14 protein-coding genes are annotated in these 15,919 nt (G+C 57.1%); 8 read left to right on the top strand and 6 right to left on the bottom strand.

Annotated features, from left to right (window positions below; translation table 11 throughout):
* Positions 1-93 precede the first annotated feature (93 nt).
* The 3 genes from VGM55_RS20235 to argF all read right to left on the bottom strand — a co-directional run bounded on the left by VGM55_RS20235 (position 94) and on the right by argF (position 3,897).
* Positions 94-1,008 (bottom strand): carbamate kinase, encoded by a 915-nt coding sequence (locus VGM55_RS20235; protein ID WP_331636461.1) that lies wholly within the window; start codon positions 1,006-1,008, stop codon positions 94-96.
* A 13-nt stretch (positions 1,009-1,021) separates the two neighbouring features.
* The gene (gene arcA, locus VGM55_RS20230; protein ID WP_038478617.1) at positions 1,022-2,242 is read right to left on the bottom strand and encodes an arginine deiminase; all 1,221 of its coding nucleotides are present in this window, start codon (positions 2,240-2,242) and stop codon (positions 1,022-1,024) included.
* A gap of 650 nt (positions 2,243-2,892) precedes the next feature.
* Complete coding sequence (argF, locus tag VGM55_RS20225) at positions 2,893-3,897, bottom strand: ornithine carbamoyltransferase (RefSeq protein ID WP_331636459.1); 1,005 nt, start codon at positions 3,895-3,897, stop codon at positions 2,893-2,895.
* A 163-nt stretch (positions 3,898-4,060) separates the two neighbouring features.
* Here argF and rraB point away from each other — a divergent pair, with 163 nt between their 5' ends.
* The 8 genes from rraB to VGM55_RS20185 all read left to right on the top strand — a co-directional run bounded on the left by rraB (position 4,061) and on the right by VGM55_RS20185 (position 11,787).
* The gene (rraB, locus tag VGM55_RS20220) at positions 4,061-4,489 is read left to right on the top strand and encodes a ribonuclease E inhibitor RraB (protein ID WP_331636458.1); all 429 of its coding nucleotides are present in this window, start codon (positions 4,061-4,063) and stop codon (positions 4,487-4,489) included.
* A gap of 47 nt (positions 4,490-4,536) precedes the next feature.
* Positions 4,537-5,298 (top strand): tRNA isopentenyl-2-thiomethyl-A-37 hydroxylase MiaE, encoded by a 762-nt coding sequence (gene miaE / locus VGM55_RS20215; protein ID WP_331636457.1) that lies wholly within the window; start codon positions 4,537-4,539, stop codon positions 5,296-5,298.
* Positions 5,299-5,310: 12 nt separating this feature from the next.
* The gene (locus VGM55_RS20210; protein ID WP_154188429.1) at positions 5,311-6,126 is read left to right on the top strand and encodes a topoisomerase II; all 816 of its coding nucleotides are present in this window, start codon (positions 5,311-5,313) and stop codon (positions 6,124-6,126) included.
* Between the two features lie 91 nt (positions 6,127-6,217).
* A complete protein-coding gene (gene uhpA / locus VGM55_RS20205) occupies positions 6,218-6,808 on the top strand; it encodes a transcriptional regulator UhpA (RefSeq protein ID WP_331636456.1) in 591 nt (196 codons plus the stop codon).
* Positions 6,808-8,310, top strand: coding sequence for a signal transduction histidine-protein kinase/phosphatase UhpB (uhpB, locus tag VGM55_RS20200; RefSeq protein ID WP_154188431.1), 1,503 nt, complete (start codon positions 6,808-6,810; stop codon positions 8,308-8,310). Before uhpA ends, uhpB begins: the two co-directional genes overlap by 1 nt.
* A gap of 9 nt (positions 8,311-8,319) precedes the next feature.
* Positions 8,320-9,648 carry an MFS transporter gene (locus VGM55_RS20195; protein ID WP_154188432.1) on the top strand — a complete coding sequence of 443 codons (1,329 nt, stop codon included), beginning with the start codon at positions 8,320-8,322 and terminating at the stop codon, positions 9,646-9,648.
* A gap of 138 nt (positions 9,649-9,786) precedes the next feature.
* Positions 9,787-11,178, top strand: a complete 1,392-nt coding sequence (uhpT, locus tag VGM55_RS20190) for a hexose-6-phosphate:phosphate antiporter (RefSeq protein WP_154188433.1) — start codon at positions 9,787-9,789, stop codon at positions 11,176-11,178.
* Positions 11,179-11,334: 156 nt separating this feature from the next.
* On the top strand, positions 11,335-11,787 hold the full coding sequence (locus tag VGM55_RS20185) for a DUF1198 domain-containing protein (RefSeq protein ID WP_154188434.1): 453 nt from the start codon (positions 11,335-11,337) through the stop codon (positions 11,785-11,787).
* Between the two features lie 20 nt (positions 11,788-11,807).
* Here VGM55_RS20185 and VGM55_RS20180 read toward each other — a convergent pair whose 3' ends face one another.
* The 3 genes from VGM55_RS20180 to VGM55_RS20170 all read right to left on the bottom strand — a co-directional run bounded on the left by VGM55_RS20180 (position 11,808) and on the right by VGM55_RS20170 (position 15,759).
* A complete protein-coding gene (locus tag VGM55_RS20180) occupies positions 11,808-12,329 on the bottom strand; it encodes a GNAT family N-acetyltransferase (RefSeq protein ID WP_414648299.1) in 522 nt (173 codons plus the stop codon).
* Positions 12,330-12,438: 109 nt separating this feature from the next.
* Positions 12,439-15,294, bottom strand: a complete 2,856-nt coding sequence (locus VGM55_RS20175) for a valine--tRNA ligase (protein ID WP_331636455.1) — start codon at positions 15,292-15,294, stop codon at positions 12,439-12,441.
* Between the two features lie 6 nt (positions 15,295-15,300).
* Positions 15,301-15,759, bottom strand: coding sequence for a DNA polymerase III subunit chi (locus tag VGM55_RS20170; RefSeq protein ID WP_154188437.1), 459 nt, complete (start codon positions 15,757-15,759; stop codon positions 15,301-15,303).
* Between the last annotated feature and the right edge of the window lie 160 nt (positions 15,760-15,919).

Below are 15,919 nucleotides of genomic sequence, written 5' to 3'. Positions count from 1 at the left end.
CCCGGCCCTCTCCCTAAAAGGGAGAGGGGGAAATGCGGGCGACTCTGTTTCATTCCCTCTCCCCTTGGGGGAGAGGGTTAGGGTGAGGGGCTTTCACTGCTCCCGAATAAGCGTGCCTTTCTCACCGGCCAGAATCGCCGGGCCATCCTCCAGCGCGCCGATCCCGGCGATGCCGTGGCAGCTGGCGACAAAGCGGCTGCAGGCGGCCACTTTGGGCCCCATCGATCCGGCATCGAAGCTCATCCCTTCAAGCTCTGCCGGCGTTACGCTGGTGAGGGGATGCTGCGCTGGCGTGCCCCAGTTGAGGTAAACCGCGTCGGCGTCGGTCAGGATCAGCAGGGCGTCGGCCTCTATCTGGCGGGCCAGCAGCGCGGCGGAAAGATCCTTATCAATGACCGCTTCAATCCCGTGGTAGCCGTCGGCTTTCTCCACCACCGGCACGCCGCCGCCGCCGTTGCAGATAACCAGATGGTCACGCTGGATGAGCGCCGTAATGGCGTCGCTTTCGACGATGCGTTTCGGCTGGGGTGACGGCACCACGCGGCGGAAATACTGCCCATCAGCTTTTACCGACCAGCCTTTGTCACGCACCAGCTCATCCGCCTGCTCTCTGCTGTACACCGGGCCGATATACTTGGTCGGGTTGCTGAAGGCCGGATCCTGCGGATCGACCTCAACCTGGGTCAGCAGCACGCTGACTTCACGGTCAGGCAGATGATTTTTCAGCGCCTGCTGCAACATGTAGCCGATCATTCCCTGGCTCTCCGCGCCGAGAACGTCCAGCGGATAAGGGCTCACGTTTTGGTAGGCGCTGTTTTGCAGGGCAAGCAGGCCAACCTGCGGGCCATTGCCGTGCACCAGCACGACGCGCCAGGCGCGGGTAAGCTGGGCAATAGTTTTCGCCGCCAGCTCGATGTTTTTGCGCTGCAGGTCGGCTTCCAGTGGTTCTCCGCGCTTCAGCAGGGCATTCCCGCCGAGCGCCACAACCAGCGTTGGTTTCAGTTCCATATGCTTTGCTCCCTTAAATTCCGTCGCGGTCCAGCGGGCAGCTCATGCAGCGTGCGCCGCCGCGCCCGCGCCCCAGTTCATCGCCAGGGATCGGCAGAACGGTGATCCCGGCTTTGTCGTATTTCTCGTTGGTCCAGATGTTGCGTTCGTAGCCGATGACAACGCCGGGGCGAACGGTCAGCACGTTGTTGGCGTCGTTCCACTGCTCACGTTCGGCTTCAAAGGCGTCGCCGCCGGTGGTGATGAGCTTGACCTGATCGATACCCAGCGCTTTTTCGATGGCGTTCACCAGGCTGGTTTCCTGGTGGCGCTTGATGCCGCCGTGGCCGTCAGGGGTTAAGGTCCAGCACTGCACGTCTTTGCGGACGACTTCCGGGTAAACGGAGAAGGTGTCGATATCGAGATGGGTCATGACGGTATCGAGGTGCATACACGAGCGGTGTTTCGGCAGCTCAACGGCAATCACGCGCGTTGCCTGCTGATGTTTGAATAATGATTCCGCGAGGAACTCGATGCCCTGAGGCGTGGTGCGCTCGGACATGCCAATTAATACCGCACCGCGGCCAATCACTAATACGTCTCCGCCCTCCAGCGTGGCGTGATCGTAATTAATATTTTCGTCGCCGTAATATTTAATAAATTTTCCGTCGGTAAATGCCGGATGCCAGCGATAAATCGCTCTTAAATTATTGGTTTCGCGTTGGCGAGCTGCTTTCGCCATTGGGTTAATAGAGACGCCGTTATAAATCCAGCAGGATGTATCGCGGGTGAATAAATGATTTGGCAGTGGCTTCATAATAAAATCGGTCGCGGCGTGGGTATCCACTACCATATTTTTTATATGCGTCGGAATTTCCCCGTAGGTCAGCCCACCAGAAAGGCGACGCGCCAGTTCACGGTGTGGCATATCGGCCAGCCAGCCGCGCACATCGGAGGCGAAAGCTGGCCCGAGCCGATAGTCTGAAACCTGCGTATTCAGCAGCCAGGCCTTGGCATCGCTGACGTCCAGCGTCTGCGTCAGCAGGTCGGTGAGCAGCAGAACCTCGACGCCTTCGCCGCGCAGGGTGTTGGCGAACACATCATGTTCTTCACCGGCGCGTTCAACCGACAGCACGTCGTCAAATAATAATTCCTGACAGTTAGAAGGGGTAAGTCTTTTCAGGCTGAGGTTTGGGCGATGCAGCATCACGCTACGTAATTGACCTATTTCGGAACCGACATAATGTTTGTCCATGACTATTCCTTTGCATTAATCCGGAGATAAAAGTGCCTGTGGCGCAATGAGTATTGCGTCGCGATTTTAATAACCCGTTAAGTTGTCTTCGTGGCGTATCTTAATTTCCTCACAACCATTTAATGTGAGGTTTATCACGTGCTCAAGGCTGTTTTTATTTGTCTTGTTATTAATTGATGGGCGTCAGGAAATAGCAATTATACGGCTGATGACAGATGCATAATTACTCGCTGAAGGGGTTTTAATTATTTCTGAGTGTTAAAGGGTTGTGATTTTATGCGAAAACAGGAATTTCTTAATACATTGATTATTAATGTTATTTATTCTCATTCTGAATGGTTATTCATTGTGGGTTTTGTTTAATGCCGTGCAAGGAAGAAAATAGAACAATAGTTATTTTCAATCGGGCATTAATGCAGTGAATGGAAACTGTGAGCGGGAAGAGTTTTTTCTTATTACTTACAATAAAACAATGTGTTGGTGGTGTGTTTAAACTGACGTTGTATGAGGTTATGCCTTTTTTGTGCATAAAAAACGCGGGTGATGCACCAGACACGCAACATTTTTAGTAATAAACATGCGGAGGAAAAGAAAACCCCTCGGACGGGAAGGCCGCCGAGGGGCCAGGATAAGCCCTGGGAGCGAAAAAACTATTTTGCCAGCGTGGCGACCATAACGGCCTTGATGGTGTGCATACGATTTTCAGCCTGGTCGAATACGACGCTGTGGGAAGACTCAAACACTTCGTCGGTAACCTCCATGCCGCCGTGCAGGTCGAACTCCAGCGCCATTTGCTTGCCCAGCGTGGTTTGATCATCGTGAAACGCCGGCAGACAGTGCAGGAATTTGACCTGCGGATTGCCGGTTAACGCCAGCATGGCGCTGTTAACCTGGTAAGGACGCAGCAGGGCGATACGCTCGGCCCACTTCTCTTTGGCTTCGCCCATCGACACCCAAACGTCGGTATAGATGAAGTCCGCGCCCTTAACGCCCGCGGCAACGTCTTCGGTCAGCGTGATTTTTCCACCGGTTTTTTCGGCCATGGCCCGGCATTCGGCAACGAGTTTTTCGTCCGGCCAGCAGGCTTTCGGCGCCACAAGGCGCAGATCAAGGCCGGTCAGTGCGGCGGCCTCAAGCATGGAGTTACCCATGTTGTTGCGCGCGTCCCCGGCGTACACCAGCGTCATCTCATTCAGGTTTTTGCCCGGCAACTGTTCCTGCATGGTGAGCAAATCCGCCAGCAGCTGCGTGGGGTGATACTCGTTGGTCAGCCCGTTCCACACCGGCACGCCCGCATAGCTGGCGAGGGTTTCGACGATATCCTGACCATAGCCGCGATACTGAATGCCGTCATAAATACGGCCCAGCACGCGCGCCGTATCCTTAATTGATTCTTTATGCCCAATCTGGCTGCCGCTTGGGCCGAGGTAAGTGACGCGCGCACCCTGGTCATAAGCGGCAACTTCGAAAGAGCAGCGAGTACGAGTCGAATCTTTTTCGAAGATGAGCGCAATATTCTTGCCAGTAAGATGCTGAATCTCTGTTCCTTTTTTCTTGTCACTTTTCAGTTTGGCGGAAAGGACCAGCAATTCGTTAAGTTGAGCAGGGGTAAAATCGAGCAGCTTAAGAAAGTTTTTCTGATAGAAGTGACTCATTTTTTCCTCGCATGGTACAAGCTTTTATTGAATTAAAATTCAATTTATATGTATTAATATTCAATTGCAACCCCAAGGGTTAAAACTTTGCGGTGAAAGGTGGAGGCAAACCCCGGCGTGTGTGAAAATGAGAGTATCTGCCTACACATTTGAGGAAAGGGCCATGGCAAATCCAGAACAGCTGGAAGAACAGCGCGAAGAAACACGTTTAATCATTGAAGAACTGCTGGACGACGGTAGCGATCCGGACGCGTTGTACACCATCGAACACCACCTTTCTGCGGATGATTTCGAAACGCTGGAGAAAGCCGCCGTTGAAGCTTTCAAGCTGGGTTATGAAGTCACCGACCCGGAAGAGCTGGAAGTGGAGGAAGGTGACACCGTTATTTGCTGTGACATTCTGAGTGAATGTGCGCTTAACCCTGAGCTGATTGATGCGCAGGTTGAGCAGCTGCTGAACCTGGCGGAAAAATTCGGCGTGGAATATGACGGCTGGGGCACCTACTTCGAAGACCCGAACGGCGAAGAGGGTGAGGAAGGCGAAGAAGACGACGAATATCAGGACGACGACGACGACGGCGTCCGTCACTAAAAGTAAGCGGTGCAGCGGCGTTCAGCCGCTGCGCTTCAGGATACCTCATGGACTACCAGCAACTCCTTTCCCCGATAAACCAATTCCTGCTGTGCCCAACGCCCAAAGCATGGATTCAAAAAGCCCGTCGCCCGGAAAATCTGCCCCTGCTGCTAACCGACCATATGATTTGCGAACTGAAAGCCGCGCAAACCGCGATGCTGCTCATCCGTAAATACGTGGCAGATAAAGAAGGTTCGCAGGCGCTGCTGGCCTGGCTGCAGCCCTATGAGGCTTTTGCTTTTCGTGAAGGTGAGGAACCCGATTTTCTGGCGCTTCATAAAGGCCTGAACAAAAGCATCATGCCGAAAACGACGCACGGCTGGGGGCAGCAGCTTATCGACAGCATGCTGCTGCTGATTAAAGAAGAGCTGCACCATTTTTGGCAGGTGCGGGAAATCATGATTGCCCGTAACATCCCGTACGCCAAAATCACCGCCAGCCGCTACGCTAAAGGTTTACTGAGTGAAACACGCACGCATGAACCGCTGATGCTGGTGGATAAGCTGATTTGTGGGGCCTATATCGAAGCGAGGTCTTGCGAACGATTTGCGGCTCTGGCACCGCACCTGGACTATGAATTACAGCGTTTCTATCTGTCGCTGCTGCGTTCCGAAGCGCGTCACTATCAGGACTATTTAACGCTGGCGGAGCAGATCGCCGGGGGTGATATCCGCGAACGTATTCGTTTCTTTGGTGAGGTTGAGGCCGGGCTGATTTGCAGCCACGATGACGCGTTTCGTTTTCACAGCGGCGTCCCCGCAGACTAAAAAGGATGTGCCATGAACTGGACCCACGTCATTATTGCAGGCTATGTCGGCGCGGTAATCGCGGCGATGGTCGGCGTATTTCGCAAGAAAGGCTGGGTCGGTAAAGTGGGGGCAGTGGTGATTGCGCTGGTCGCCATCATGGCGTGGAACATCCTCGACGTAAAATACCTTCTTCCGCGTGACAGAGCCGGGCAAGAACTGGCCGAGCTTGATGATGCGATGGCCCAGATGCCGGTTTATCAGGTGCTGAAGGAGCAGGAGCCCGCGCTGTGGATGTCTATTCGCCAGCAGGCGGTGGCGATGCATCAGCAGGGGAAAAGCGAGCAGGAGGTGATCGACACCATCCAGCCGCAAATCCTCGCGGTCGAAATGAAGCGTTTGCAAAGCGCGACGGATGACAATGTGGTGGCGTTTATGCAGGTGAACATGCAGCAAACGGCGATGGTGCAAAAGTCCAGCGATGACGCCTGTTTCCGCTTCCTGTTCCCGGACGTGAAGGGTGGCATTAACTCCACGAAAATTCTGCCGCGCGACGTGACGTTGCGCCGTATGCAGGTGGATGCGGCGATGATGCGCTCTGCCTATGGCCCGGACAAACATGGCGTCACCGACGCCGAACGCGAACAGGCTCGGCAGGATATTCAGCCTGTTGTTCAGCAGTTGACGCAGCGCTACGGGAGTGACCTCCAGCTTATGTCCGATCCGCACAAGGCGGTCGGGAAAGAGGGGCTGGTTTGTAATCAGGTGCAGGATCTGTGGCGCAACGTACTGCAGCTTCCTCCGGCCCGAGCCGCCGGGATCATTCGCCTGTCAGTGGCGCAGGAGTAGCTGGCAGCGTAGCGTACAAATCGCTTAAGGCTTGAACAGTCACGCGCTTATCGCTAAGGTAAGCGCGTTTTTTACCTTCCTGGAAAGCATCATGACCGCCATTGCCCTTATCGACGACCACCTTATCGTCCGCTCCGGCTTTGCCCAACTTCTTGGGCTGGAGGCGGATTTTCAGGTTGTGGCCGAGTTCGGCTCCGGGCGCGAGGCGCTGGCGGGGCTGGCGGGGCACGGCGTGCAGGTCTGCATTTGCGATATCTCAATGCCGGATATTTCCGGCCTGGAGCTGCTTAGCCAGCTGCCGAAAGGGATGGCGACAATTATGCTGTCGGTACATGACAGCCCGGCGTTGGTGGAGCAGGCGCTGAACGCCGGGGCGCGCGGCTTTTTATCCAAACGCTGTAGCCCGGACGAACTGATTGCCGCCGTGCGCACCGTGGCGACGGGCGGCTGCTACCTGACGCCGGATATCGCCATGAAGCTGGCGGCCGGGCGGCAGGATCCGCTGACGAAGCGCGAGCGGCAGGTCGCGGAAAAGCTGGCGCAGGGTATGGCGGTAAAAGAGATTGCTATCGAGCTTGGGCTGTCGCCAAAAACGGTCCACGTTCACCGCGCCAACCTGATGGAAAAACTCGACGTCAGCAACGACGTGGCGCTGGCGCGCCGCCTGTTTGACGGCTGGTGATGCAGCTTTTCTTCTCGCGGCCGATCGCCGTGATTGCCAGCTTTTTTATCTTCTCCGCCGCGTGGTTCTGCCTGTGGAGCATCAGCCTACACCTGGTGGAGCGCCCAGAGCTGGCGGTGTTGCTGTTCCCCTTTGGATTACGGTTAGGGCTGATGCTGCAATGCCCGCGCGGCTACTGGCCGGTTCTGCTGGGCGCGGAGTGGTTGATGCTTGCCTGGCTCGCACAGGAAGTGGCGCTGGCGCATCTGCCGCTGTTGATGCTGGGCGGGGTGCTCACCGTCCTGCCGGTGGCGCTGATTTCCCGCTATCGCCATCAGCGCGACTGGCGCACCCTTCTGCGGCAGGGCGCGGCGCTAATTGCCGCCGCGCTGCTTCAGTCGCTACCCTGGCTTGGACAGGGGCAGGAATCGCTGAATGCGCTATTGCTGACGCTGACCGGCGGTTTGACCCTGGCGCCGACCTGCCTGGTGATCTGGCACTATCTGACCAGCACCGTCTGGCAGCCTCTCGGCCCGGCGCTGGTCTCCCAGCCGGTCAACTGGCGCGGGCGTCATTTGATTTGGTATCTGCTGCTGTTTGCCGTCAGCCTCTGGCTACAGCTGGGTTTGCCCGCCGAACTTTCCCGCTTTACGCCGTTCTGTCTTGCACTGCCGATCATTGCCCTGGCCTGGCACTACGGTTGGCAGGGGGCGCTGATAGCTACCCTGATGAACGCCATCGCGCTAATAGCCAGCCAGACCTGGCACGATCATCCGGTCGATCTTCTGCTGTCGCTGCTGGCGCAAAGCCTGACTGGGCTATTGCTCGGCGCAGGGATCCAGCGTCTTCGCGAGCTTAACCAGTCGCTGCAAACCGAGCTTGTGCGTAATCGTCGCCTGGCCGAACGTCTGCTGGAAACTGAAGAGAGCGTGCGGCGGGAAGTGGCGCGCGAACTGCATGACGATATTGGGCAGACGATTACGGCGATCCGTACCCAGGCCGGCATCGTCCAGCGTCAGGCGCCGGAAAACGAGGGCGTTAAGCGCAGCGGGGCGCATATCGAACAGCTTTCGCTTGGCGTTTATGACTCGGTGCGTCGCCTGCTGGGGCGCTTACGCCCGCGTCAGCTGGATGATTTGTCCCTCGAGCAGGCGGTACGTTCCCTGATGCGTGAAATGGAGCTGGAAAGCCGCGGTATCGTCAGCCACATCGACTGGCAAATCGATGAACCCCTGCTTAGCGAAGGGCAGCGCGTGACGCTGTTCCGCGTGTGCCAGGAAGGGCTCAACAACATCGTGAAGCACGCCAGCGCCAGCGCGGTAACCCTGCAGGGCTGGCAGCAGGGCGAGCGGCTGATGCTGGTGATTGAAGACGACGGCAGCGGCCTGCCGCCCGGCTCCGGGCAGCAGGGCTTTGGGCTTACCGGGATGCGCGAACGCGTGACGGCGCTTGGCGGAACGTTTGCGATTTCCTGCACCCACGGCACTCGCGTCAGCGTAAGCCTACCATTGCGCTATCTCTAAGGGGCGAGCATGTTCAATTTTTTAAAAGTCCCGGCCAGTATTGTGCCGCTTAGCGATAAAAACGAGATTGATGCCCGCTACCGCTACTGGCGTCGACATATTCTGATAACCATCTGGCTCGGCTACGCGCTGTTTTATTTTACCCGCAAAAGCTTTAACGCCGCCGCGCCGGAAATCCTCGCCACCGGCGTGATGGAGCGCACCGATATCGGCCTGCTGGCGACGCTGTTTTACATCACCTACGGCCTGTCGAAGTTCTTCTCCGGGATCGTCAGCGACTTCTCCAATGCCCGGTACTTTATGGGCATCGGGCTGATAGCCACCGGCATCGTGAATATCCTGTTTGGCTTCTCGACCTCGCTTTGGGCATTTGCGCTGCTGTGGGCGCTGAACGCCTTTTTCCAGGGCTGGGGATCGCCGGTCTGTGCCCGCCTGCTGACGGCGTGGTATTCCCGCAGCGAGCGCGGCGGCTGGTGGGCGGTGTGGAACACGGCGCACAACGTGGGTGGGGCGTTAATCCCGATCGTCATGGGCGCGGCGGCGCTGCAGTACGGCTGGCGTGTCGGGATGATGATTGCCGGCGGGCTGGCGATTATCGCCGGGCTATTTCTCTGTTGGCGGCTGCGCGACAGGCCGCAAACCGTAGGCTTACCGGCGGTCGGCGACTGGCAGCATGACGTGCTGGAGATCGCCCAGCAGCAGGAAGGGGCAGGGCTGACGCGCAAAGAAATCCTCTACAAGTACGTGTTGGTTAACCCTTATATCTGGCTGCTGTCCCTGTGCTACGTGCTGGTGTACGTGGTGCGGGCGGCTATCAACGACTGGGGCAATCTCTATATGTCGGAGACGCTCGGCGTCGGGCTGGTTACCGCCAACTCGGCGGTGACGATGTTCGAGCTGGGCGGATTTATCGGCGCGCTGGTGGCGGGCTGGGGATCGGACAAGCTGTTCAACGGCAATCGCGGGCCGATGAACCTGATCTTCGCCGCTGGGATTCTGCTTTCCGTTGGCTCGCTGTGGCTGATGCCTTTTGCCAGCTACGTGATGCAGGCGGCCTGCTTCTTTACCACCGGCTTCTTCGTGTTTGGGCCGCAGATGCTGATCGGCATGGCGGCGGCAGAATGCTCGCACAAAGAGGCGGCGGGAGCGGCAACGGGGTTTGTCGGGCTGTTTGCCTACCTTGGCGCATCGCTTTCCGGCTGGCCGCTGGCGCGGGTTATCGACATCTGGCACTGGAACGGCTTCTTTGCGGTGATCGCGATAGCCGCGGGGATCTCAGCCCTGCTGCTGCTGCCGTTTTTAAACGCCCAGACTCCACGCACCGCCAGCGAAGCGTGATACATCTCACCCTTTTACCCCAAGAAGGGCAAAACTAAGAAATTTTCCCGATCTCTCCTGGATGCTGTCTCAGGCCAGTTTGCTCGCTGATTTTTACAATGCCTGCCATTAAGCAGGTATTCATATCAGGAGTCATCCATGCTGGCCTTTCTAAACCAGGTGCGTAAGCCCACCCTGGATCTGCCGCTCGACGTGCGGCGCAAAATGTGGTTCAAACCGTTTATGCAGTCGTATTTGGTGGTGTTTATTGGCTACCTGACGATGTATCTGATCCGCAAAAACTTTAACATTGCCCAGAACGACATGATCTCCACCTACGGGCTGAGCATGACGCAGCTGGGGATGATCGGCCTCGGCTTCTCCATCACCTACGGCGTGGGCAAAACGCTGGTTTCGTATTACGCGGACGGGAAGAACACCAAGCAGTTCCTGCCGTTTATGCTGATCCTTTCCGCCATCTGTATGCTTGGCTTCAGCGCCAGCATGGGCGCGGGTTCGGTTAGTCTGTTCCTGATGATCGCCTTCTACGCGCTTAGCGGCTTCTTCCAGAGCACCGGCGGGTCGTGCAGCTATTCGACCATCACCAAATGGACGCCACGCCGCAAGCGCGGCAGCTACCTGGGTATGTGGAACATCTCCCACAACCTCGGCGGCGCAGGCGCGGCCGGTGTGGCCCTGTTTGGCGCGAACTACCTGTTTGACGGCCACGTCATCGGGATGTTTATCTTCCCGTCCGTTATCGCGCTGATTGTCGGTTTTATTGCCCTGCGCTACGGCAGCGACTCCCCGGAGTCTTACGGTCTCGGCACCGCAGAAGAGCTGTTTGGCGAAGAGGTCAGCGAAGAAGATAAAGAAGCCGAAGATAACTCGATGACCAAATGGCAGATCTTTGTTGAGTATGTGCTGAAAAACAAAGTGATCTGGCTGCTGTGCTTCTCCAACATCTTCCTGTACGTGGTGCGCATCGGCATCGACCAGTGGTCCACCGTGTACGCCTTCCAGGAGCTGAAGCTCTCCAAAGAAGTGGCGATTCAGGGCTTCACCCTGTTTGAAGTGGGCGCGCTGGTTGGCACCCTGCTGTGGGGCTGGCTCTCTGACCTTGCCAACGGCCGCCGTGCGCTGGTGGCCTGCGTGGCGCTGGCCTTGATCATCGCTACGCTGGGCGTGTACCAGCATGCGAGCAACCAGTACGTTTACCTGGCTTCGCTGTTCGCGCTTGGCTTCCTGGTCTTCGGACCGCAGCTGCTGATTGGCGTCGCCGCCGTGGGCTTCGTGCCTAAGAAAGCTATTGGCGCCGCAGACGGCATCAAGGGCACCTTCGCTTACCTGATTGGCGACAGCTTTGCCAAGCTGGGCCTGGGGATGATTGCCGACGGCACGCCGATCTTCGGCCTGACCGGCTGGGCGGGCACCTTTGCTGCCCTGGATGCGGCCGCAATCGGCTGTATTGTGCTGATGGCCATCGTGGCGATATTTGAAGAGCGTAAAATTCGCCGTGAGAAAAAAATCCAGCAGTTGAAGATAGCCTAAGCGTTCTGGTGAACACTTCCAGCCCGGCATAACGCCGGGCTTTTTTATGGCTGCGGTTAACGCCGGTATGAGGCATTACTGAGAAAAGTGATTGCGCTATACTGCACGGCATTCATTGATAGCAAATTGTCGTTAAGCTGCCGGGTATCTAACTTCATGATTTGGATTATGTTGGCCACGCTGTGTGTGGTGTTTGTTGTTGGGTTTCGGGTGTTAACCTCTGACTCCCGGCGGGCGATCCGCCGATTGAGTGAGCGGCTGGGGATAGACGTGGTGCCGGTAGAATCGATGATCGATCAAATGGGGAAAGCGCAGGGCGACGCGTTTTTGCAGTACCTGCATCGCCCGGATGAGTCCCATTTGCAAAATGCGGCGCAGGTTTTGCTTGTCTGGCAGATGGTGATTGTGGACGGCAGCGATCAGAATCTGCAGCAGTGGCACCGGAGGCTACAAAAGGCACGGCTTGCCACGCCGATTACCGACGCTCAGGTTCGCCTGGCGCTGGGCTTTTTACGTGAAATGGAGCCGGATAAGTCAGATATTAGCGTCTTTCAGATGCGCTATAACGGCTACTTCCAGCCTGAAGATGGCGTCCACTGGCTGCACTGAGACTCGTTTTTGCGCTGTGATCACAGCGCTTTGAGCATCGTGACTTCGCAATCCACGTGGCCGGTGCAGCCGAGCGGGGCAGGAATATGCTCGAAGCCAAGGTGTTCGTATAAACCCACGGCTTCTTTCAGAAACGCCGTGGTCTCAAGGTAACAGCGCTTAAAGCCCTGGGCACGGGCGTGATCCAGCGCCTGTAGCGCCAGCTTTTTCGCCAGGCCTTTGCCGCGAACCACCGGCAGGAAATACATCTTCTGCAGTTCACAAATGTCCGGCTCGCTACACGATAACGGCGCCACGCCGCCGCCGCCCACCACTTCGCCATTAATTTCCACCACCCAGTACGCATGGCCTGGCTGGCTGTAGAGCTGGTACAGCTCATCAAGGTTAGGGTCCGCGACGGTATAGCCTTTATCGGCGGTCAGGCCGTATTCGGCCGATACCTGTCGAATAACCCGGGCGATCGCCGAATTATCTTCGGCAGTAATCCGGCGCAGCTGGAGCTTCACATCAACCGGGGCTGTGGTGTTCATCATGTGACTCATAGGCTTAGGGAAGGATAAAAGCAGTTAATAGCACTTCATTACGGAGGGTGCAAGCCGCAATAAAAACGCCCTGCACCGAAGTGCAGGGCGAATTATGCAGCGCGACTGGTTACAGGGCGGCGATAACGGCCTGCTGTTCAATCAGCTTGGCTTTGGCGTCGGCAAAGCCTTCGAGACGCTCGCGCTCTTTGGCGACAACGTCCGCCGGGGCACGGGCGACAAAGCCTTCGTTGGACAGCTTGCCTTCGATCTTGCCGATTTCGATTTCGATCTTCGCGACTTCTTTCGCCAGACGCTCGATCTCCGCGGCTTTATCAACCAGGCCGGCCATCGGGATCAGCAGCTCTGCGCCATCGATAATCTTGGTCACGGAAACCGGACCTTTGTCATCAACAGGCAGAATAGTGATGCTTTCCAGGCGAGCCAGGTTCTGCAGGAAGGTGCGGTTTTCGCTCACGCGACGAATCGCCTCTTCACTACAGCCGCGCAGCAGCACGTCCAGACGCTTGCCTGGGGCAATGTTCATCTCGGCGCGAATGTTACGCACCGCGGTGATCACGTCCTTCAGCCACTCGGTGTCCGCGAACGCCGCTTCATCAACCTGAGACGCATCGTAGGCCGGGAATTCTTGCAGCATGATGGTGTCTGCGGTAATGCCTTTCAGCACTTTCACGCGCTGCCAGATGGTTTCGGTGATGAATGGAATGATCGGGTGCGCCAGGCGCAGCAGGCCTTCCAGCACGTTCACCAGCGTATTACGGGTGCCGCGCAGTTCCGCTTCAGTACCGCCGTTCATGACCGGCTTGGTCAGCTCCAGGTACCAGTCACAGAACTGGTTCCAGGTGAACTCGTACAGAATGTTGGCGGCGATATCGAAGCGGTAGCTGTCCAGCGCTTCGCGGTACGCTTTAACGGTGCGGTTGAACTCGGCCAGGATCCACCGGTCCGCCAGGGAGAGCACCAGCTCGCCGCCGTTGAAGCCGCAGTCCTGCTCTTCGGTGTTCATCAGCACGAAGCGGCTGGCGTTCCAGAGCTTGTTACAGAAGTTACGATAGCCTTCCAGGCGCTTCATATCCCAGTTGATGTCGCGGCCGGTAGAGGCCAGCGCCGCCAGGGTAAAGCGCAGGGCGTCGGTGCCGTGCGGCTCGATGCCGTTCGGGAACTGTTTCTCGGTGCGCTTGCGGATTTTCTCCGCGAGCTGAGGCTGCATCATGTTGCCGGTGCGTTTCTCGAGAAGATCTTCCAGAGAAATGCCGTCCACCATGTCCAGCGGGTCGATAACGTTGCCTTTGGATTTTGACATCTTCTGGCCTTCGTCATCGCGAATAAGGCCGGTCATATAGACGGTCTTAAACGGTACCTGCGGCTTGCCGTCTTCATCTTTGATGAAGTGCATGGTCAGCATGATCATGCGGGCAATCCAGAAGAAGATGATGTCGAAGCCGCTGACCATGACGCTGGTCGGGTGGAAGGTACGCAGCGCTTCGGTATTTTCCGGCCAGCCCAGGGTGGAGAAGGTCCACAGGCCAGAGGAGAACCAGGTGTCCAGCACGTCTTCATCCTGGTTAAGCGCCACGTCGGCACCCAGGTTGTTCTCGGCGCGGACTTCCTCAACGTTCCGGCCAACGTACACGTTGCCTTCTGCGTCGTACCAGGCCGGGATACGGTGACCCCACCACAGCTGACGGGAGATACACCAGTCCTGAATATCGCGCATCCACGAGAAGTACATGTTTTCGTACTGCTTAGGCACGAACTGGATGTCGCCCTGCTCAACGGCTTCTACCGCCACTTTTGCCAACGGTGCGGTACGCACGTACCACTGGTCGGTCAGCATTGGCTCGATAACCACGCCGCCACGGTCGCCGTAAGGGACGGTCAGGTCATGCGGTTTGATTTCGTCAAGCAGGCCAAGTTCGTCGAACTTCGCGACCACGGCTTTACGCGCGGCAAAACGTTCCAGCTTCTGGAACTCTGCCGGGATGTCGGACGCATAAACGTCGGACTCTTCGCCGTTGGTATCGAAAACTTCTGCCGTTTCGCGGATATCGCCGTCGAAGGTCAGAATGTTGATCATTGGCAGCTGATGACGGCGGCCAACTTCGTAGTCGTTAAAGTCGTGCGCAGGCGTAATTTTCACGCAGCCGGTGCCTTTTTCCATGTCTGCGTGCTCGTCGCCCACGATAGGAATGCGGCGGTTAACCAGCGGCAGCACCACGAATTTACCGATCAGGTCTTTATAACGCGGATCTTCCGGGTTAACGGCCACGCCGGTATCACCGAGCACCGTTTCCGGGCGGGTGGTGGCGACAATCAGGTAATCTTTACCGTCTGCGGTTTTCGCGCCATCGGCCAGCGGGTAACGCAGGTGCCACATGGAGCCTTTGGACTCGCGGTTCTCAACTTCGAGGTCGGAAATCGCGGTACGCAGTTTTGGATCCCAGTTTACCAGGCGCTTGCCGCGGTAAATCAGATCTTCTTTATACAGGCGGACGAACACTTCTTTCACCGCGTTGGACAGGCCTTCGTCCATGGTGAAGCGCTCGCGCTCCCAGTCTACGGAGTTACCGAGACGACGCATCTGACGGGTAATGGTGCCGCCGGATTCTGCCTTCCACTGCCAGATTTTGTCGATGAACGCGTCGCGGCCGTAATCGTGGCGAGTTTTCCCCTCTTCGGCGGCGATTTTACGCTCCACCACCATCTGGGTCGCGATACCGGCGTGGTCGGTGCCCGCCTGCCACAGGGTGTTTTTACCCTGCATGCGTTGGTAACGGATCATGGTATCCATGATGGTTTGCTGGAAGGCGTGACCCATATGCAAACTGCCGGTGACGTTCGGCGGTGGGATCATGATGCAGAAGCTTTCCTGGCTGGTGTCGCCATTCGGTTTAAAGTAGCCCTGCTGTTCCCAGTGCTCGTAAAGCGGCTGTTCGATATCTTGCGGGTTATATGTCTTTTCCATTGTCTGCTATGTCGTTCCCGGCGGGGTGTAGGTCGCCGTAGTCAAGTGGAAACCGGCAACGCGGTACGCTTTGTAGCGCTCACGGGCCAGTTGTTTCTGGGATTCTTCGTAAGGTACGAAGTCTATCACTTCCAGGAAAGCGGTGGCAAAATCTGCGAACTGCGGAAGCAGGCTAATCAGAATATCCCGCGGAGCGCTGCCGCGGCGCTGAGGCCATGCCAGCTCGACGGGCGCGCCGTAGCGCGGGCCTTCACCGGCCAGATTGTGCGGGACGAATGCCTGGGCATCCCGCTGCCAGAGCGCTTCATCGAGGCGAATCGCCTGCTGCTCGTCCTCGCAGGCAATAAGTACCCGCTTACCTGCACGGAATCCATCCGCAGCCAGCTCGCACACCAGCTGTTCTACGGCACTGAGCCCTTCGGCGTGGGTGTCGTTATCCAGCAGGTAAAACGTCGCGTTTTTCATGAGACCAGCTTGTTAAGTTGAATGTTGTTGCCCCTCACCCTAACCCTCTCCCCAACGGGGCGAGGGAAGCAAACGGAGTTTTTTATGCCCGTTCAGGGTGAGGGTAAAGCTTTACGCTTACTCTTCGCCGTTACTCTTCACCGTTAAATCCGGAGCGGTT

The organism is Cedecea sp., assembly GCF_036500665.1.
Taxonomy (GTDB): Bacteria; Pseudomonadota; Gammaproteobacteria; order Enterobacterales; family Enterobacteriaceae; genus Cedecea.
Note: the sequence above shows the minus strand (reverse complement) of the source record. Positions and strands in the feature narration are given on the sequence as shown.